Origin of the sequence: Rhodococcus sp. NPDC127527, from assembly GCF_042672245.1 — a bacterium.
Lineage (GTDB): Bacteria > Actinomycetota > Actinomycetes > Mycobacteriales > Mycobacteriaceae > Rhodococcus_G.
Map to the genome: position 1 here is coordinate 333,204 of NZ_JBHXVP010000002.1, position 17,522 is coordinate 350,725.

At 69.6% G+C, this 17,522-nt stretch carries 18 protein-coding genes; 10 read left to right on the forward strand and 8 right to left on the reverse strand.

All coding sequences use genetic code 11. From position 1 onward, the window contains the following. Positions 1-74: 74 nt before the first annotated feature. On the reverse strand, positions 75-674 hold the full coding sequence (locus ACFVH2_RS04490) for a helix-turn-helix domain-containing protein (protein ID WP_378422683.1): 600 nt from the start codon (positions 672-674) through the stop codon (positions 75-77). Positions 675-767: 93 nt separating this feature from the next. On the opposite strand from ACFVH2_RS04490, the gene ACFVH2_RS04495 reads away from it, so the two are divergent. Then, complete coding sequence (locus ACFVH2_RS04495) at positions 768-1,721, forward strand: NAD(P)/FAD-dependent oxidoreductase (protein ID WP_378422685.1); 954 nt, start codon at positions 768-770, stop codon at positions 1,719-1,721. On the opposite strand, the gene ACFVH2_RS04500 is transcribed toward ACFVH2_RS04495, so the two are convergent. The 4 genes from ACFVH2_RS04500 to ACFVH2_RS04515 form a co-directional block, all read right to left on the reverse strand. Beyond that, entirely contained in the window at positions 1,718-3,331 is a 1,614-nt protein-coding gene (locus ACFVH2_RS04500; RefSeq protein ID WP_378422687.1) for an acyl-CoA synthetase, read from the reverse strand. The two genes, ACFVH2_RS04495 and ACFVH2_RS04500, sit on opposite strands and share 4 nt — an antisense overlap. Positions 3,332-3,423: 92 nt before the next feature. Continuing rightward, complete coding sequence (locus ACFVH2_RS04505) at positions 3,424-4,281, reverse strand: tyrosine-protein phosphatase (RefSeq protein WP_378422689.1); 858 nt, start codon at positions 4,279-4,281, stop codon at positions 3,424-3,426. A gap of 170 nt (positions 4,282-4,451) precedes the next feature. Beyond that, positions 4,452-5,657: an acyl-CoA dehydrogenase family protein gene (locus tag ACFVH2_RS04510; protein WP_378422692.1), complete on the reverse strand. Its 1,206-nt coding sequence runs from the start codon at positions 5,655-5,657 to the stop codon at positions 4,452-4,454. Between the two features lie 29 nt (positions 5,658-5,686). Further along, on the reverse strand, positions 5,687-7,096 hold the full coding sequence (locus ACFVH2_RS04515; RefSeq protein WP_378422694.1) for an acyl-CoA dehydrogenase family protein: 1,410 nt from the start codon (positions 7,094-7,096) through the stop codon (positions 5,687-5,689). 112 nt (positions 7,097-7,208) lie between these two features. Between ACFVH2_RS04515 and ACFVH2_RS04520 the strand changes: the two genes are divergently transcribed. Genes ACFVH2_RS04520 through ACFVH2_RS04535 form a run of 4 tightly spaced genes read left to right on the forward strand, consistent with a single transcriptional unit; the run spans position 7,209 to position 10,851 of the window. Then, positions 7,209-8,144, forward strand: coding sequence for an amidohydrolase family protein (locus tag ACFVH2_RS04520; protein ID WP_378422696.1), 936 nt, complete (start codon positions 7,209-7,211; stop codon positions 8,142-8,144). Between the two features lies 1 nt (position 8,145). Further along, on the forward strand, positions 8,146-8,973 hold the full coding sequence (locus ACFVH2_RS04525) for a mycofactocin-coupled SDR family oxidoreductase (RefSeq protein ID WP_378422697.1): 828 nt from the start codon (positions 8,146-8,148) through the stop codon (positions 8,971-8,973). 31 nt (positions 8,974-9,004) lie between these two features. Then, complete coding sequence (locus ACFVH2_RS04530) at positions 9,005-10,204, forward strand: sensor histidine kinase (RefSeq protein WP_378422699.1); 1,200 nt, start codon at positions 9,005-9,007, stop codon at positions 10,202-10,204. Next, on the forward strand, positions 10,201-10,851 hold the full coding sequence (locus ACFVH2_RS04535; RefSeq protein WP_378422701.1) for a response regulator: 651 nt from the start codon (positions 10,201-10,203) through the stop codon (positions 10,849-10,851). Before ACFVH2_RS04530 ends, ACFVH2_RS04535 begins: the two co-directional genes overlap by 4 nt. On the opposite strand, the gene ACFVH2_RS04540 is transcribed toward ACFVH2_RS04535, so the two are convergent. After that, entirely contained in the window at positions 10,839-12,353 is a 1,515-nt protein-coding gene (locus ACFVH2_RS04540) for a multicopper oxidase family protein (protein WP_378422703.1), read from the reverse strand. The two genes, ACFVH2_RS04535 and ACFVH2_RS04540, sit on opposite strands and share 13 nt — an antisense overlap. Positions 12,354-12,516: 163 nt before the next feature. On the opposite strand from ACFVH2_RS04540, the gene ACFVH2_RS04545 reads away from it, so the two are divergent. After that, the gene (locus tag ACFVH2_RS04545; RefSeq protein ID WP_378422705.1) at positions 12,517-12,885 is read left to right on the forward strand and encodes a DUF1304 domain-containing protein; all 369 of its coding nucleotides are present in this window, start codon (positions 12,517-12,519) and stop codon (positions 12,883-12,885) included. Here the strand turns inward: ACFVH2_RS04545 and hisN are convergent. Beyond that, complete coding sequence (gene hisN, locus ACFVH2_RS04550) at positions 12,882-13,676, reverse strand: histidinol-phosphatase (RefSeq protein WP_378422707.1); 795 nt, start codon at positions 13,674-13,676, stop codon at positions 12,882-12,884. The two genes, ACFVH2_RS04545 and hisN, sit on opposite strands and share 4 nt — an antisense overlap. Positions 13,677-13,687: 11 nt before the next feature. Beyond that, positions 13,688-14,182: a beta-class carbonic anhydrase gene (locus tag ACFVH2_RS04555; RefSeq protein ID WP_378422709.1), complete on the reverse strand. Its 495-nt coding sequence runs from the start codon at positions 14,180-14,182 to the stop codon at positions 13,688-13,690. Positions 14,183-14,325: 143 nt separating this feature from the next. Here ACFVH2_RS04555 and prfB point away from each other — a divergent pair, with 143 nt between their 5' ends. The 4 genes from prfB (at position 14,326) to ftsE (ending at position 17,495) form a co-directional block, all read left to right on the forward strand. Beyond that, a complete protein-coding gene (gene prfB, locus ACFVH2_RS04560; protein ID WP_378422711.1) occupies positions 14,326-15,429 on the forward strand; it encodes a peptide chain release factor 2 in 1,104 nt (367 codons plus the stop codon). After that, positions 15,430-16,323 carry a mechanosensitive ion channel family protein gene (locus ACFVH2_RS04565; protein ID WP_378422713.1) on the forward strand — a complete coding sequence of 298 codons (894 nt, stop codon included), beginning with the start codon at positions 15,430-15,432 and terminating at the stop codon, positions 16,321-16,323. After that, positions 16,323-16,739: a hypothetical protein gene (locus ACFVH2_RS04570; RefSeq protein WP_378422715.1), complete on the forward strand. Its 417-nt coding sequence runs from the start codon at positions 16,323-16,325 to the stop codon at positions 16,737-16,739. The genes ACFVH2_RS04565 and ACFVH2_RS04570 overlap by 1 nt, the downstream gene beginning before the upstream one ends. 66 nt (positions 16,740-16,805) lie before the next feature. Then, positions 16,806-17,495: a cell division ATP-binding protein FtsE gene (gene ftsE, locus ACFVH2_RS04575; RefSeq protein WP_378422717.1), complete on the forward strand. Its 690-nt coding sequence runs from the start codon at positions 16,806-16,808 to the stop codon at positions 17,493-17,495. Positions 17,496-17,522: the final 27 nt, after the last annotated feature.

The window sequence follows — 17,522 nt, forward strand, 5'->3', positions numbered from 1 at the left end:
CCGAACCGATCGGGACCATGTTGGACGCCAAGGGAATTCGGCACGAGCTCTGCGTATTCGATGGTCCCGCATGGTCATCGGTGTCTTCCTCGGGCACTCGTCCGCACGTGCGCTCGCTCGCCCTGCGGACCGAAGAGGCTGACGATCTCGGTCGGTTCGTCGGACGGATTGCCGAACCAGTGCGGGACGTGGGTGTCGAACTCCGCGACCTCCCCGGGGGTGAGGACGACGTCGTGCTCACCGAGCAGCAGCCGGAGTCGGCCGGACAGCACGTAGAGCCACTCGTACCCGTCGTGTACCTGCCGCCGCGGTTCGCCGCGCGGCCAGTGCGGGGGATAGACCTGTTTGTAGGCCTGGAGGCCGCCGGGGCGTCGGGTCAGGGGGATGATCGTCACCCCGTGGCGGGTGACGGGGCGTTGGTGGATGCGTGGGTCGCCCGTCTCGGGTGCGCCGACCAGTTCGTCCAGAGGCAACTGGTGGGCGCGGGCGAGCAGCAGCAGGAGTTCGAGGGTGGGTCGGCGCCTGCCGGACTCGAGCCGCGAGAGGGTACTCACCGAGATGCCGGTCGACTCGGACAGCTGGGCCAGTGTCGCGCCGCGTTGTCGGCGGACCTCGCGCAGTCGGGGGCCGACGGCGTCGAGCACCTCGTCGAGGCCGGACTGGTCGTGGGTCATGCCACAGTTTGCCGTTTCCGCAACGGTTCTTGTCAAGAGCGGTGACGAACCGGGACAGTCGGGGGCGAGACGACACGAGCGAGAGGAGAACCGGTGAACGAGAAGTACGACGTGGTGGTGGTCGGTGGGGGTGCGGCCGGGCTCGGCGGGGCCCTGACGTTGGCGAGGGCGCGGCGGTCGGTGCTGGTGGTCGACGCGGGCGACCCGCGGAACGCCCCGGCCGGGCGCGTGCACAACTACCTGGCGCGGGAGGGCACGCCGCCGGGTGACCTGCTGGCCGCAGGTCGGGCCGAGGTGACCGGCTACGGCGGCGAGATCGAGTCCGGTCGGGTCGCCTCGGCCCACCGTGCCGGCGCGGACGGGTTTCGCGTGCTGCTCGACGACGGCCGGTCGGTGCTCGCGCGCCGGCTGCTGGTCACCACCGGCCTGGTGGACGAGCTGCCCGCGATCCCCGGGGTGGCGCAGCGGTGGGGGAAGGACGTGCTGCACTGCCCGTACTGCCACGGCTGGGAGGCGCGCGATCAGGCGATCGGGATCCTGGCCACCGGCCCGTTGGCGGTCCACCAGGCCCAGATGTGGCGGCAGTGGAGCGCGGACGTGACCCTGTTCCTGCACACCGCGCCCGCGCCGACGGCGCTGGAACTCGAGCAGCTGACGGCCCGCGGCATCGCCGTGGTGGACGGGGAGGTCGCCGGGCTCGAGGTTCGCGGGGATCGGCTGATCGGCGTGCGGATGACGTCCGGGGAGATCGTCTCGCGCGCGGCGGTGGTGGTCCCACCCCGGTTCACCGCCCGCGCCGACGTGCTGGCGAGCCTGGGCATCGAACCCGTCGAGCAGGAGATGGGCGGGCACGTGATCGGCAGCTTCGTCGCCGCCGACCCGACCGGCGCCACGACGGTTCCCGGTGTCTGGGTGGCCGGAAACGTCGCCGACCCGCGAGCCCAGGTGATCGTCGCGGCCGCGGCCGGCCTGAACGCGGCGGCGGCGATCAACGCGAGCCTGATCGAGGAGGACATCGAGTCGGCAACGAAGGTCGCGGTGCGCTAGCCCATCTCGTACAGGTTGCGGCGCAACAGTTTTCCGGTCGCATTGCGGGGAAGCTCGTCGAGGAAGACGATCTCGCGAGGCACCTTGTAGCGGGCGAGGTGCTCCTTGACGTGCGACTTGAGCGCCTGCACGTCCCGGGCGGATTCGGGGGAGGGGACGACGAACGCCTTGAGTCGGTGACCGAAGTCGGCGTCCTCGACCCCGATCACGGCTGCCTCCAACACATCCGGCCGGTCGACGAGCAGGTTCTCCACCTCCAGCGGATAGACGTTCTCGTCGCCGGAGACGATCATGTCGTCGTCGCGGCCGTCGACGAACAGCAGGCCGTTGCGGTCGAAGTGCCCGATGTCGCCGGTCGAGAGCAGTCCGTCGATTCTCTCCTTGTCGCGACCGTCGGTGTATCCGTTGAAGCTCAGCCCGCTGGAGACGAAGATGCGGCCGACGACCTCGGGCTCGGTGATCCGGGTGCCCGCATCGTCGAAGAGTTCGACGTGGCAGGTGACCGGCGCGCGGCCGGCGGTGCCGGGTGCCAGGGCGAGGTCCGCCGGGGTCGCGACGGTCGCGACGGCGACCTCGGTGGAGCCGTACAGATTGTGCAGTACGGGCCCGAAGGACTCGGTGGTGCGCTTGCACAGGTCCGGCGAGATGGCCGACCCGGCCGCGAAGATCACCTTGAGATTGGTGGTGTCGTAGCGGGTCAGGGTCTGCGGGCCGAGATCGACGATGCGTTGCAGCATGGTGGGCACGACGACGAGCACGTCGGCCCGGTTCTCGGCGACCAGTGCGACCGCCCGTTCGGGGTCGAACCTGCGTTGCATGACGACGGTCTGGCCGAGCGCGAGGGCGAGGGCGAACTGCGACAACCCGGTGCCGTGGAACGCGGGCGCGGACATCACCATCGTCTGTCCAGGCCGCAGCGGGACCCGATCGAGGAACTGGGCGGAGGCGAGCGGTGACGTGTGTTCGCGCGGAGCGCCTTTCGGGGTGCCGGTGGTGCCGCTGGTCAGCAGCACGAAGCTGCCGTGCACCGGTGGGGGTGCGAGGGTGTCCGTGCTTCGGCCCGTGACGAGGTCGTCGACGGCGGTCGCGCGGCCCGTGGTGTCCTCGCCCCAGGACAGGAACAGTCGCACGTCGGACGGCAGTGCCGCGGCAACGGACTCGAACTCCTCGTCGTAGACGAACGCTCGAACCTGTTCACGCGCAGCGACATCCACTAGTTGCGGGGCCGCGAAGCCGGTGTTCATCAGCACCAGCTTGGCGCCGAGTTTCGCCGCGGCGAGCATGGTGAGCACCAGGCCACGGTGGTTGCGGCACATCGCGCCCATGACCGAGCCCGGTGTGATGCCCTCGGCCGTCCATGCCCGTACCAGGGCGTTGGACTGCTGCTCGAGGTCGACGTAGGTGAGCTGGCCGCGCTCGTCGATCACGGCGACCGCATCCAGTCCGTGCACGGCGTGGGCGTGGATCGGTCCCGCGAAGGGGCCGAACTTGCCGACCGCGAGGATCGAGACGATGCCGCGATCGAGGCGGGGGAAGGGCACCAGCCCCGACCGGACCATCACCCGGGCGGCACCGAGTGTGTCGATCAGCTTGGTCACTACACCTGGCATCGCTGTCCCCCTGGGAAACGGATCCGGTACGCCCTCGAGCCTAGTGGTGGACGGCCCGCCACCGCCGCGCTTTGGCCGAGTGGGGGTAGCCGCTACCCGCCTGCCGGGATCAGTTCATCGGGCTTGATCGTGACCGGGTCGACTGTGTCGCGTAGCTGTGTTCGCACGCTCTCGATTTCGGCGTCGGACAACCCACCTGCACGCAGGTATCCAGCTGCGCCGCCGTGCACCCGATCAAGCCAGTCCATAGCTGTCTCGATCGCATCGGCCGGCGACTCCGTTGCCAGGGCGCGAAGTCTCGGCACAGCAGGAATGCCCAGGGACGTGATGAGGCCGAGTAACTGCTCGGCGAACGGGCCCGCCAGGTTCTCTCCCGTGCACGTGTAGTCCTCGACGATCGCCCGCCGCTCGACATCGGCGAGCATCAGCAGCATCGCCGATACCAACCCGGTTCGGTCCTTTCCGGCAGTGCAGTGGAAGAGCACGCCGGGACGAGACCCGTCCGCAGGAGTGACGATGCTCCTCGCTGCAGTCGCGAACGCGGCAGCACTGTTCTCGAGAATCGTCACGTAGAGATCACTCAACAGCGGAACCTGGTCGACGATGTTCTGGATCTGATCGTGCGTCAGTGATCCACTGCGGCCATCGGAGGGAAGCAGTTGCTGCACGAGCTCGTCCATGGCCCCACCCTGAACGGGCAGCGAGATGAACCGGACGGAACCATCCGTAGGAAGCACATCCGGTGCCCGATGCCGCTCGCCCTCGGTCCGCAGATCCACGACCGTCCCGATCCCCAACGACACCAACTGCTCGACTCCCATCGGGGTGAGCGAACTCAGCGCGTCGGAGCGATACAGCACCCCCGCACGGACCGCACCGCCACCCACGAGTGGTAGCCCCGCAAGACCGCGGGCGTTATGCGTTACCTCGAGCATCGTGGACAGATCCATCCGAAATACTCCCCACTCGACGTCAAGTGAACCTGGATGAGCCGACAACGATGCAAATCGTACGGGGCAGGAGTGCAGCACGGGTGAAACCGGAAATCCAAGCGAGTCCGCCCCCGCGGCGCGTGTGGCGGCGGGGGCGGACTCGAACGTGGAATTCGTTCCAGTGCAGTCTATTTGAGCTCTGCGGACGACTTTCCGAGCAGGCGGCGCGCGATGATCAGCTGCTGGATCTGCTGGGTGCCCTCGAAGATGTCGAGGATCTTCGAGTCGCGGGCCCACTTCTCGAGCAGCGGTCGCTGCGAGTAGCCGTAGCTGCCGGCCAGCTCGACGGCCTTGAGCGAGACGGCGGTGCCGGTGCGGCCGGCCTTCGCCTTGGACATCGACGCCTCGAGCGAGTTCGGCTGCTTGTTGTCCGCCATCCAGGTGGCGCGGAGGGCGAGCAGGTACGCGGCCTCCCAGTCGGCCTCGAGCTGCAGGAACTCGGCGGCCGCGGCGTGCTGGTTGTAGGCCGGGGTGTCGTACGAGATCTCGACACCGGCCTCGGTCAGGACCTCGCGCAGCTCCTCGAGCGCGGCGCGGCCCAGGCCGACCGCCATGCCCGCGACGATCGGACGGGTGTTGTCGAAGGTCTGCATGACCCCGCCGAAACCCTTCTCGACGTTGACCTCCGGGTCGCCGAGGATGTTGTCCTTGGGGATCCGGCAGTCCTGCAGCAGCAGTACCGCGGTGTCGGACGCCTTGATGCCGAGCTTGTGCTCGAGCCGCGCCACGGACAGGCCCGGTGCGTCCCGGGGCACGACGAAGGACTTGATCGCGGCGCGGCCCTTCGACTTGTCCACGGTCGCCCACACGACGACGTGGGTGGAGCGCTCGCCTGCGGTGACGAAGATCTTCTCGCCGTTGAGCACGTACTCGTCGCCGTCGAGCACCGCCGTGGTGGTGACCGCGGCCGAGTCGGAGCCGAAGCTCGGCTCGGTGATGGCCATCGACGCCCACACCTTGCCGAAGCGCTCGAGCTGCTCGTCGGTGGCGACCGCGGCGATCGCCGAGTTGCCCAGGCCCTGGTAGGGGATCGACAGGGTCAGGCCCACGTCGCCCCAGCAGGTTTCGATGACGTTCATCAGCGAGGCCATGTTGCCGCCGTTGGCGTTGCCGATGACGCTGGGTGCGTCGCCGCGACCGAGGGCGGCGCCGGAGGCTCCGGTGCCGGAGTCGTTGAGGCCCTCGACCATGGCGGCCATGGTGTCGAGCTCGACCGGGTACTCGTGCTCGGCGAGGTCGTACTTGCGCGAGACCGGCCGCAGGATCTGCGCTGCGACCTGGTGCGCCTGGTTGGCCGAGGCCTTGAGCTTCTTGGGAAGTTCGAGATTGATCATGAAAGTCTCCTAGTGGGGCAGCAGCGGCGTCAGATGAGGACGATGCCCTCGGCAACGCCGATGGCGCGAAGGTCGCGGTACCACCGCTCGACCGGGTGCTCCTTGGTGAAGCCGTGCCCGCCGAGCAACTGGACGCCGTCGAGGCCGATCTGCATGCCCTTCTCGGAGGCCAGCTTTCGGGCCAGAGCGGACTCGCGGGCGAAGGACAGGCCCTGCTCCGCGCGGGACGCGCCGCGCAGGGTCACCAGGCGCAGCCCGTCGAGCTCGATCGCGATGTTGGCGACCATGAAGGCCACCGCCTGCCGGTGGCTGATCGGTTCGCCGAACGCCTCACGCTCGTTGACGTAGGGGATCACGTAGTCCAGCACGGCCTGGCCGGTGCCGACGGCCAGCGAGGCCCAGCCGAGGCGGGCGAGGCGGACGGCGTTGGCGTAGTCGGCGGCGCGCTGGTCGGCGTCGCCGTCGCCGAGGATGGCCGACTCCGGGACCGCGACGTCGGTCAGGACCAGTCGACCCAGACCGGCGGCGCGCAGACCCATGCTCGGGTCCGCCTCCACGACAAGGCCCTTCGCGTCGGACTCGACGATGAAGAAGGCCGGCCTGCCGTCCAGCTCGGCGGCGACGAGGAACAGTTCGGAGCTCGCCGCGGCGGGCACCAGGGACTTGACGCCGTTGAGCTTGTATCCGCTGGGGGAGCGAACGGCCTTGGTCTGCAGGGCGAACGGATCGAAGAGCGCACGCGGCTCGTTGACCACCACCGCGGCGCCGGGGACCTGCTCGCCGGTGAAGGCGGGCAGGTAGGTCTTCTGCTGAGCGTCGGTGCCCCACTGGGTCAGCGCGACCGCGACACCGCTCGGCGCCAGGATCGGCAGGGCCAGGCCCATGTCGCCGTGCGCGAGGGCCTCGGCGACCAGGGAGTTGGTCACCGCGCCGCGCTCGGAGGCGGCCCCGTCGAGTTCCTCGGGGACGTTGATCAGGGTGATGCCGAGTTCGCCGGCGCGCTTGGTGAGGTCAGCGGGCGCCGCGGTGGCCGCGTCGGCGTCGTAGGCGGCCGGGCGGAGGATCTCGGCGGCGAACTCGCGGACGGTCTCGACGATCATCTGCTGCTCGTCGGTGGGGGTCAGGTCGAAGTAGTCGGCGTTCTTCGCGGCCGCGTCCGGCAGTCGCTTCGGCTGTCCGCCGCCGGAGACCTTGGCGAAGGTGCGGGTGGCCGCGCCGAGGGTCTTGAACCCGGTCTTCGTACCCTCGTAGGTGACGCGATTGATGGGCTCGCGCAGGTTGTACTTCTCGGCCAGGTCCGACCCCGTGATCCTGGTCAGCACGCGCATGGCGGCCCCCATCGCGTCCCGCTTGATCGGGTTGAGGCCGACCGCGGACGTGTCGCGGGGCTCGCGCGCGGCGCCGTTCGATTTCACAACGTCTTGCTTGCTCATGATCACCAGTTTCTCGGTGTTCGGTCGGTGGACGATCGTTATCTTACTCCGGAGTAAGAAGTGAAGTCGAGCGTTCCCGACACGTGACGAGGGTCACCCCCGAATTTCCGGTCAGCGGATGATGATCTTGGTCCTCGGCGACGGGCACGGCATCCTCGGCAGGATGGCGGACACACCGGGAACCACGATCGTCGACCCGCACGTACATCACTGGCTTCCGTCCGAGCGGCGGTGGTACCCGCTGATGCAAAAGCCGGACGAGACCAACCCCTCGACCCTGGGCGACCTGCGGCGGATGGCGCACGACTACACCGAGGACGACTACCGCGCCGACACCGCCGGCTACGACATCCGGGCGATGGTGCACGTCTCCGCGACCAGCAGGCCCGGTGCGCACCTCGACGAACTGGCGTGGCTCGACGAGCTCGCCGCGACGGGCGGCTGGCCGGCCGCGGCGATCGGCACCGTCGACCCCGGCCGCGACTGGCCGAGCATCGAGGCCGACCTCGACACACAGCGCCGCAGCCCGCTCTTCCGCGGTATCCGGGTGCTGCGCGGGCTGGGTCCGGACGATGAGTCGGTCACCCCGCTGCTCGACTACCTGAGGCGGCACGCGCTGGTCTTCGACCTCGTCGCGCACCCGCACTCGATGCCCGGCTGGTCGGCTGCGCTGCACGGCTACGAGGACCTCACGGTGGTGCTCGAGCACGCCGGATGGCCTGTCGTGGCAACCGATTTCGACGAGTGGTCCGCGGCACTGGGTGTGCTGGGGCGGCGACCGAACGTGCACTGCAAGATCTCCGGACTGGGCATGACCCTGCACACCCTCGACGCCGCGGTGCAGCGGCCGTGGGTGCAGCGGTGCCTGGAGGTGTTCGGCACGCAGCGCGCCATGTTCGCGAGCAATTTCCCGGTAGACCGCATGTACGGCGAGTTCGACCGGCTCTACGACGGATACTTCGCAGCGGCAGACCAGTTCGCGGCCGACGAGCGATCGGCGCTGTTCGCGACCACCGCGCGCAGGATCTACGGACTGATCGAGGAGGAGAGCTGACATGGGCATGCTGGACGGACGGGTCGCGGTGGTCACGGGTGCCGCGCGTGGGCAGGGGCGGGCGCACGCCGTCGCACTGGCCGCGGAGGGCGCCACGGTGGTGTTGGCCGACATCGTGGACCAGATCGCCACCGTGGCGTACCCGATGAGCACCCGTGCGGATCTCGACGAGGCCGTTGCCGAGATTCGCGACGCCGGTGGTTCCGCGATCGCCGTCGAAACCGACGTCCGGAGTTCGGAGTCCGTCCGCGACCTGTTCGAGCAGGTGGACGCACGTTTCGGTCGCCTCGACGTGCTGGTCGCGAACGCGGGCATCTGCGCGTTCTCCGAGGTCGACGCGATTTCGGACGAGATGTGGTCGGACATGATCGAGACCAACCTCGCGGGCGGCTTCCGCTGCATTCGGGCCGCCGTGCCGCTGATGAAGCGCGGTGGGTTCGGGCGGATCGTCGCGATCTCCTCGGGTGCGGGTCGCGGCGGCATGCGCAATCTCGGCCACTACAGCGCGTCGAAGTGGGGGCTGATCGGACTGGTCAAGACGGTCGCCCTCGAGGTGGCGACGGCCGGCATCACCGCGAACGTGGTGTGCCCCACCACGGTCGCGACGCCGATGGTGCTGAACGAGAGCACATTTCGAGTCTTCTGCCCCGAGCTCGAGCATCCGACGCTCGAGGACGCCCGGCCCCGGTTCGCCGGACTGTCACCGATGCGGGTTCCGTGGGTCGAGCCGGAGGAGGTCACGCGCGCGGTGATGTACTTCGTCGGCGCGGCACACACCAGCGGTGCCGTCCTCGAGGTCGATCTGGGCAGCAGCGCGAATCGGACCTGAACCCGGTCCGCGATTCACCTACCGTTGGGTGGTGACCAGGATCCGCACGGCCCGCAACGCACGACTGCTGGTGCGGTGCGCGCCGCTCGTCCTGGTCCCGATTCTCCTGCTGGCGAGCACGTATCCGGGCGAGTACCGGGTGCCTGCGAGCTATTGGTTGCTCGCGATGACGGCCGCGGCCGTGTTCCTGGTAGGCGACCGGTGGCCGTTGGCGGTGTCGATCGCCGAGTCGGCGCTGGCGGTACCGATGTTCGCGGCGCACGCCTGGGGGTTGTCCGGCCTCGTCCCGTACCTCGGCGCGGTCGCGATGGCAGAGCTCACGATGCGGGATCGACGGACCGGGGCCGTGGTCGCCGCCGCGGGGTGCTGGACGCTCGCGGTGGTCGCCGGAATCTGGTTCGACAACTACTCGGGCTTCTGGCGGGCCGCCACCGCCGTCGAGACGGTGGCGTACGTCGGGTTGCCACTCCTGCTGGGGCTGTACCTGCGCGCGCAGCGAGACCTCGCGACCACCTTCCGTGCGCAGGCCGCCGCGGCCGAATCGCGCCGCGCCGAGGCGGCGGTGCACGCGCGGGTCGTCGAACGCAGTGCGGTGGCCCGGGAACTGCACGACCTGGTCGCGCACCACATGGCCTCGATCGTGCTGCGAATCGGGGTGGCGAGGCACGTGCTCGCGGATGCCGACCCGCGCGTGCAAGACGTGCTCGACGACGTGCACGCCACCGCGTCCGACGCGCTGGGAGACATCCGCCGACTGCTCGTCGCGCTGCGCGATCCGGCGCTCGGCGAGGTCGCGCTCGTCGAATCCGACGCTGTGCGGACCGAGATCGACGCCGCCGTCGAACGGACCCGCGCGGCGGGTTTCGTCGTCACCACGGAGGTGGATCCCGAACTCGGTGGCCTGGACGCGATCGGGCGCCTGACCCTGTTGCGGGTCGTGCAGGAGTCGCTGACCAATGTGATGAAGCACGCGGACCCGACCGGCGAGGTGCACCTCGCCGTGCAGCGACGCAGCGCCGGCATCGCCGTGCGGATCACCAACAACGTTCGCGGCGAGGGGCCGTCGAACCCGGACGGTCACGGCATCCTCGGGATGGGCGAACGGGTCGAACTCGTCGGCGGAACCCTCGACGTGGGGGCCGCCGACAGCGGGTGGGAGGTCGACGCCTGGCTGCCCGCGGGCGTGGCCGCGCCGGCCCACGAGCGCGCGAGCAGGGACGGCGACCGATGATCCGCCTCGTGATCGCGGACGACCAGCGTCTCGTCCGGGCCGGACTCGCGATGCTGTGCGAGTCCACCGGCGACCTCGACGTCGTCGGTGAGGCGTCGAACGGGGCCGAAGCCGTCCGGCTCGCCGCCGAGCTGTCACCGGACCTGGTCCTGATGGACCTGCGGATGCCGGGGCTGGACGGGATCGAGGCGACCCGGCAGATCCGGGCGGCCGGATCGGGGACGAAGGTGCTGGTGCTGACCACCTTCGACGACGACGATCACCTCTACCCGGCGCTGGCGGCGGGCGCGGCGGGTTTCCTGGTCAAGGACACCGCCCCCACCGACCTGCTGAGCGCGATCCGCCGAACCGTGGAGGGGGACATGCTGTTCTCGCCTGCCGTGCTGCGCCGGGTGGTCGAGCGCGCCCTCGACACCGGTCCCGCAGCGAAGTCCGACGCTCCGACGGTGGCCCTGACCGCGCGGGAGAACGAGGTGCTCGCACTGGTCGGGGACGGGCTCGGCAACCAGGAGATCGCCGACCGACTGCATCTCGGGGTCACCACGGTCAAGACGCACGTCGCCAACCTGATGGACAAGACGGGGTGCGACAACCGGGTGCGCCTGGCGGTGTTCTGGCACCGGCGCGGCGGGCGTCAGCCCGAGTGACCGCCGTGACCGCCGCTGGTGGGCACTGTTGCTGTCGGCGCGGGGCGTTGGCCCGGTTGGAGAACGAGGAACTGCCCCATCATGCCCTGGTCCTCGTGCATCAACAGGTGGCAGTGGTACATGTACGGGACGGCCGGGTCGGTGTGTTCGGTGAAGCGCAGCGCCAGCCGGATCCGTTGCCCCGGAGGGGTGTACACGGTGTCCTTCCAGCCGGCCAGTTCCGGTGGCGGCGGGCCGCCGTCGATGTCGACGATCCGGAACTGCGCGTCGTGGACGTGGAAGTTGTGCGGCCAGTTGTCGACATTGCGGACCGTCCAGATCTCGGTGGTGTCGACGGTGGCGGAGAAGTCGACGCGGTTCATGTCCATGCGGACGTTGTTGATCATGAACCACCGCAGTTCGAAGTCGCGCTCGGCCGCCGCTCCGGACGGATCGACCGGGTCGAGGGCGGCGAGCGACGCGGGAATCGCGGGGGAGGCGTCCGGACTCCGGCCCTGTCGCAGTTCGAGGACGTCGAAGCTGTCCGCGACACCGAAGCCGGCGGCGTCTCCCGCGGGCAGCCCGGCCCGATCCTCGAACGGGTGGGACCGCAGCAGTGCCGACGCCCCGGCGTCCACGGCCACCACGATCTCCACCCGTTCGCCGGGACTGACCCGAATCCGGGTGAGCGCCACCGGCGCCGCGAGCAGTCCGCCGTCGGTCGCCACCAGGTGGAACTGCCGGTCGTCGGAGAAGCCCAGGTTGTACATTCGCCCGGACGAGCCGTTGAGGATGCGCAGGCGGACCCGTTCCGTGGTGACCGGTAGGTAGGCGCCGGCGATTCCGTTGGTGACCAGGGTGTCCCCGAGCAGGCCGACGTCGGTCGAGTCGGACTCGTCGAGCGACCCGTCGGCGGTGAACCGCTTGTCCTGGATGATCAACGGAATATCGTCCACGCCGTAGGTCTTGGGCAGGTCCGCGGAGTCGGTCACCTCGTCGTCGACGATGAAGAGCCCGGCCAGGCCCCGATAGACGTGCTTCTCGGTGCTGCCGTGCGGATGCGGGTGGTACCAGAGCGTGGCGCCCGGCTGGTTCACCGTCCACGCCGGCTGCCACCGGCTGCCGGGCTCGATGCTCTGGTGCGGTCCGCCGTCGAAGCGGGCGGGCACGTGCATTCCGTGCCAGTGCACCGTGGTGGGCTCCGGCAACGCGTTGTCGACGGTGAACGCCACCGGCTCGCCGCGCCGGGCGCGGATCGTCGGCCCCAGTAACGACCCGTTGAATCCCCATGTCGGCGTTGACTTCCCGGCCACGATCTCGGCGGTGCCGACGCCTGCGCGCAGCGTGAAGTGTCGGGTGCCCGCCGCGTCCACGGTCGAGGTGGCGAGCGGCGGGACGGGCAACCGCCGGGCGGCGCTCGAGAGTCCGGCCGGGTTCGACTGCCCGAGAGCACATCCGGCGCTCAGTGCGATCGGGGTGACGGCCAGTCCGAACAGGAATGACCGCCGGGAGATGTCGTGCATGGTGCTCCTCGAGACGTCGGCGCTGTCGATACCGAGTCTTCGTGGGGCGAGTGACGAACGCGTCCGTCCCGGGGCCGGAGTCCGGGGCGCGCCGGTCCGCCGTCCGGGCCTTGTGGTGACGGTTCCGCTGTGCTAGCTACCGCGCGCGTGGCATCGTTTCCTCATGCCGGTCATCGCGCAGGTCTTCGCTGGAATCGCCGCGGCGCTGCACGTCGCGATCTTCGGGATGGAGAGCCTGTGGTGGAGCAGACCGCAGGTGTGGAGACGCTTCGGGCTCACCAGCCAGGCCGACGCCGACGTTGCCCGCCCGCTGGCCTTCAACCAGGGGTTCTACAACCTCTTCCTGGCGATCGGCATCGTGGTGGGGTTGGTGGTCGGTGGCGTCGCCGGCCACGCGATCGTGGTCTTCTGCTGTGTGAGCATCGTCGGCGCCGCGCTCGTGCTGGCGTCGACCGGGTCGAAATACCTGCGGCCCGCCGTGCTGCAGGGCATCACGCCGCTGCTCGCGCTGATCACCGCCGCAATCTTCTAGCCTCGGCGGGTCCCCAGGAGGTCGAGGACGTGCTCGTGCAGCAGTCCGTTGGTCGCGACCGCGCTGCCGCCGTGCGGACCCGAGCTGCCGTCCAGCGCGGTGAACCGCCCACCCGCCTCCCGGACCAGCAGGTCGAGCGGTGCCAGGTCCCACAGCGAGACCTCCGGCTCCGCGGCGATCTCGAGGGTGCCCTCCGCCAGCAGGCAGTAGGAGAAGAAGTCGCCGTAGCCGCGCACCCGCCACACTGCGTCCGTGAGGTCCAGGAACTGGTCCCGGATGCCGAGGTCGCGCCACCCGCTCAGGCTCGCGAAGCTCAGGCTCGCCGATTCGAGGCGGTCGACGGCGGACACCGAGATCCGCCTCGGGGCGCCGCCGTCGAACGACGTGAAGGCGCCCGCGCCGGCGGACGCCCACCAACGCCGGGACAGCGCAGGCGCGCTGACCACGCCGACCACCGGCACGCCGTCCTCGAGCAACGCGATCAGCGTCGCCCAGACCGGCACCCCGCGCACGAAGTTCTTGGTGCCGTCGATCGGGTCGATTACCCACTGCCGACCCTGGAACGACGCGTCGCCGCCGAACTCCTCGCCGAGCACCGCGTCGTCGGGTCGGTCGGCGGTCAGCACCGCGCGGGCCGCGCGTTCCACCGCGAGGTCCGCGTCCGAGACCGGGGTGAGGTCGGGCTTGTCGTCGACCACCAGGTCGAGCGCACCGAATCGTGCCCTGGTGATCGCGTCGGCTTCGTCGGCGATTCGGAGGGCGAGGGCGAGGTCGGCTGCGCGGTCGGTCACGGACAAAGAGACTACCGGCGCGTCACCTCGGTGAGCGCCCCGGTCGCGACGTCGAACACGAACCCGCGCAGCGAGGTCGTCGCGGTGACGAAGGGGCTCGTCTCGATCCGTCGCAGCGACTGGCGCACGTCCTCCTCGAGGTCGCCGAACGACTCCGCGGACCACGACGGCTTGATGCCGGTCTCGTCCTGGATCGACTTCTTGAAGTCGTCGTCGGTGAAGGTGAGCATGCCGCAGTCGGTGTGATGGATCAGGATGATCTCGGTGGTGCCGAGCAGTCGCTGACTGATCGCCAGCGACCGGATCTCGTCGTCGGTGACGACGCCCCCGGCGTTGCGGATCACGTGTGCCTCGCCGTCGCGGAGTCCGAGAATCCGGTACACGTCCAGTCGCGCGTCCATGCACGCGAGCACCGCGACGTGCCGACTCGGCGGCAGCGGCAGGGGCCCGCGGAAGGTCTTGGCGTACTCGGCGTTGTTTCGCAGGTATTCGTCGGTCACGGTCATGATGGCTCCCGTCCGGTCGGTGTCACTCCCATGCAACGCGGGGACACCGGGTCGGGCAAGGTTTCGGCTCCGGACGATCGCAATGATCGGATGCGCGCGGGCGCAGCCTGGGGTGGGCGGCGGACCCGGTAACCTTGACTCTTGTGCATCCCGACGTTTCCGCTGACCTCGCCGAGCTCGACACCACTCTGACCACCGTCGAGGCGGTGTTGGACGTCGAGGAGCTGCGCCGCCGCATCGACGAGCTCGAGCATCAGGCGGCGGATCCGGACCTGTGGAACAACCAGGACCACGCCCAGCAGGTCACCAGCGCGCTCTCGCACGCGCAGGCCGAACTGCGGCGCGTCGTGGACCTGCGCTCGCGCCTCGAGGACATGTCGGTGCTCTACGAGCTCGCCGAGGAGGAGGGCGCCGAGGCGGTGGCCGACGCCGACGCCGAGCGGACCAGCCTGCGCACCGACATCGAGGCGATGGAAGTCAAGACCATGCTGTCGGGGGAGTACGACCCGCGTGACGCGCTGGTCAACATCCGGTCGGGTGCGGGCGGCGTGGACGCGGCCGACTGGGCCGAGATGCTGATGCGGATGTACATCCGCTGGGCCGAGAAGCACGGCTACGGCGTCGAGGTCTACGACACCTCCTACGCCGAGGAGGCCGGCATCAAGTCGGCGACCTTCGCGGTCAAGGCGCCCTACGCCTACGGCACCCTCTCGATCGAGATGGGCACCCACCGGCTCGTGCGGATCAGCCCGTTCGACAACCAGGGCCGCCGCCAGACCTCCTTCGCGGAGGTCGAGGTGCTGCCCGTGGTCGAGACGACCGACCACATCGACATCGACGAGAACGACGTCCGGGTCGACGTGTACCGCTCGTCCGGACCCGGCGGTCAGTCCGTCAACACCACCGACTCCGCGGTGCGGCTGACGCACGTGCCGACCGGCATCGTGGTGACCTGTCAGAACGAGAAGTCGCAGCTGCAGAACAAGGTGTCCGCGATGCGGGTGCTGCAGGCCAAGCTGCTCGAGCGCAAGCGCCAGGAGGAGCGGGCCGAGATGGACGCGCTCAAGGGCGACGGCGGCAGCTCCTGGGGCAACCAGATGCGCTCCTACGTGCTGCACCCGTACCAGATGGTCAAGGACCTGCGGACCGAGTACGAGGTGAACAACCCGTCCGCGGTGCTCGACGGCGATCTGGACGGGTTCATCGAGTCCGGCATCCGCTGGCGGATGCGCGGGGAGCAGGACTAGTTGTCCGTCGTCGCCCTCGGCTGGGCCCCCGGGACCACGTTCACTACGTGGCTGCGCACCGACGGCCTCGAGATCGTCTTGTACGTGCTCGGCGGGTTGCTCGCCGGCCGGTTCCTGAGCTGGATCGGCAACACGGTCACCGAGCGGATCGACCTGAACTACAAGGAGGGCGACGCGCTGGTCCGGTCGGAGACGACCAAGCACCGGCACGCCCTGGCGCAGGTCATCACCTGGGTGCTCATCACCATCGTCTACACCCTGGTGACGATCGAGGTGCTACAGCGGCTCGGCTTCGCCATCGGAAGCCTGGTGGCGCCCGCGACAGTGCTCGGTGCCGCGCTCGGTTTCGGCGCGCAGCGCGTCGTCCAGGACATCCTGGCCGGCTTCTTCATCATCGCCGAGAAGCAGTACGGCTTCGGTGACGTCGTGCGGATCGCGATCACCGGCTCCGGCGACGACGCGTACGGCACCGTCGAGGACGTCACGCTGCGGGTGACGCGGCTGCGCTCGTCCGACGGCGAGGTGATCACCGTCCCGAACGGGCAGATCGTCAAGGCGGTCAACCTGTCGAAGGACTGGGCCCGCGCGGTCGTCGACGTGCCCGTCCCGGCGACCGTCGACATCAACCACGTCAACGACGTGCTCCGGGAGGTCGGCCGGGACGCGTTCGCCGACCTCGATCTCGAGCCGCTGCTGCTCGACGAGCCGTCGGTGATGGGCGTCGAGTCCCTCGAGGTGGACACCGTGAACATCAGAATGGTCGCGCGGACGCTCCCGGGCAAGCAGTTCCAGGTGGGGCGCGCGCTGCGGGTGCGGGTGGCGGCGGCCCTGCGTCGGGAGGGCATCTTCGTCGGACCCGATCTCGCCGTCGACACGGACGTGGAGGAGTCCTGATGGCCGATCAGCGCTGGCGGATGCCGACGAAGCTGTTCGGCGGTCGGATCCGCACGTCGACGGTGTTCCTGGTCCTCGCCTTCCTGGCCACCGCCCTGATCTACACCTACGCCAACCAGGACGAAACGCCGACCGGTACGGGCGGGCCCGCGCCGAGCGAGCAGGCCCCGGCGCCGAGCAGTGCGCCGGCGAGTCGGCCCACCACCACCGTCCACCCGACCACCACGCCCGCGACGACCACCGCCACGGCAACGAGTGGGACGTCGACCTCGACGACCTCGACGATGCCGCCGCTGATCGTGCTGCCCCCGGGGCTGCACGTTCCGCCCGGGATCCAGCTGCCGCCGGGGGTGGTGGAGGCGCCGTCCGAGTCCGGCGCGGTGACCACGTCCGAGCCCCCGCCGAGTACGCCCTGACCTTCCGACCTGCGGCCCCACGGTTACAGACTGGGCACGGTCGGATCACGGCTAGACTGGCGCCTCGTGATCAGCGTGGAGAATGTGTCGAAGTCGTACAAGGCGTCGTCTCGGCCCGCACTGGACAAGGTGAGCGTCTCTGTCGACAAGGGCGAGTTCGTCTTTCTCATCGGTCCGTCCGGGTCCGGGAAGTCCACTTTCATGCGCCTGCTCCTCAAGGAGGAGACCCCGACCTCGGGTGAGGTGCACGTGGCCGACTTCCACGTGAATCGGCTCTCCGGCCGGCGGGTGCCGAAGCTGCGGCAGACGGTCGGCTGCGTGTTCCAGGACTTCCGCCTGCTCCAGCAGAAGACGGTCTCGGAGAACGTCGCCTTCGCCCTCGAGGTGATCGGCAAACCGCGCAACATGATCGACCGCACGGTGCCCGAGGTGCTCGACCTCGTCGGCCTGTCCGGCAAGGCGGACCGGCTGCCCAGCGAGCTGTCCGGCGGCGAGCAGCAGCGCGTCGCCATCGCGCGGGCATTCGTGAACCGGCCGCTGGTCCTGCTCGCCGACGAGCCGACCGGAAACCTGGACCCGGACACCAGCGGCGACATCATGCTGCTGCTCGAGCGGATCAACCGAACCGGAACCACCGTCTTGATGGCCACCCACGACAACCACATCGTCGACTCGATGCGGCGGAGGGTGGTCGAACTCGACCTCGGACGCGTGGTGCGCGACGAGGCCCGCGGCGTGTACGGCGTGGGGCGCTAGCCGCGACCCGCCCGCCGTCCCGCCCCG

Bases quoted from the DNA above. Each gene is read 5' to 3' on its own strand.
- ACFVH2_RS04490 (WP_378422683.1), bottom strand. From the start codon at position 674: ATGACCCACGACCAGTCCGGCCTCGACGAGGTGCTCGACGCCGTCGGC.
- ACFVH2_RS04500 (WP_378422687.1), bottom strand. From the start codon at position 3,331: ATGCCAGGTGTAGTGACCAAGCTGATCGACACACTCGGTGCCGCCCGG.
- ACFVH2_RS04505 (WP_378422689.1), bottom strand. From the start codon at position 4,281: ATGGATCTGTCCACGATGCTCGAGGTAACGCATAACGCCCGCGGTCTT.
- ACFVH2_RS04510 (WP_378422692.1), bottom strand. From the start codon at position 5,657: ATGATCAATCTCGAACTTCCCAAGAAGCTCAAGGCCTCGGCCAACCAG.
- ACFVH2_RS04520 (WP_378422696.1), top strand. From the start codon at position 7,209: ATGATGATCTTGGTCCTCGGCGACGGGCACGGCATCCTCGGCAGGATG.
- ACFVH2_RS04525 (WP_378422697.1), top strand. From the start codon at position 8,146: ATGGGCATGCTGGACGGACGGGTCGCGGTGGTCACGGGTGCCGCGCGT.
- ACFVH2_RS04535 (WP_378422701.1), top strand. From the start codon at position 10,201: ATGATCCGCCTCGTGATCGCGGACGACCAGCGTCTCGTCCGGGCCGGA.
- ACFVH2_RS04540 (WP_378422703.1), bottom strand. From the start codon at position 12,353: ATGCACGACATCTCCCGGCGGTCATTCCTGTTCGGACTGGCCGTCACC.
- ACFVH2_RS04545 (WP_378422705.1), top strand. From the start codon at position 12,517: ATGCCGGTCATCGCGCAGGTCTTCGCTGGAATCGCCGCGGCGCTGCAC.
- ACFVH2_RS04555 (WP_378422709.1), bottom strand. From the start codon at position 14,182: ATGACCGTGACCGACGAATACCTGCGAAACAACGCCGAGTACGCCAAG.
- ACFVH2_RS04570 (WP_378422715.1), top strand. From the start codon at position 16,323: ATGGCCGATCAGCGCTGGCGGATGCCGACGAAGCTGTTCGGCGGTCGG.